The organism is Bartonella sp. AA81SXKL, assembly GCF_042196945.1.
GTDB lineage: Bacteria > Pseudomonadota > Alphaproteobacteria > Rhizobiales > Rhizobiaceae > Bartonella.
Map to the genome: position 1 here is coordinate 1 of NZ_JBHIRH010000453.1, position 500 is coordinate 500.

At 38.2% G+C, this 500-nt stretch carries 1 pseudogene; it reads left to right on the forward strand.

What is annotated here, in order from left to right:
• Nucleotides 1-500: pseudogene (locus ACFINZ_RS12210) on the forward strand (RNA methyltransferase); the annotation flags it as partial.

Sequence of the window (500 nt, forward strand, 5' to 3'; positions counted from 1 at the left end):
TGGGATTGATGTTTTTGTTTCTCCTTTAATTGAAGGTGGATACCAAAATCGCCGGCGAATCACTTTAACAGCGCTTGCCACTCAGAAAGGTCATATTGTTGGCTTTAACCGTTATTTATCTCATGATGTTATCGCACTTGAGGAATGTCCAGTCACACGTTTAGAGATTATGTCTAAACTCAATTCTATCAAGTTACTTTGCGCTCTTGTAGGCAATCATACCAAGCGTTTTCAGGTTACAGTGACATCTGTTGAAAATGGTTTAGATGTTGCTTTCAATGGGTGTGTTGTAAGAGATGAGCATATTCGTCAGCAAATGATTCATACAGCTCTTGCATATGGAATGACACGTTTATCTGTGGAAGGTGAAATTTTGGTTGAACGAGAAAAACCATTGGTTTACTTCGGAGATGTCTGTGTTGAATTTCCTGCTGGTGGGTTTTTACAAGCAACTTTTGAAGCAGAAAATATTATGGGCAATATTATTTTGGCCTATTTAG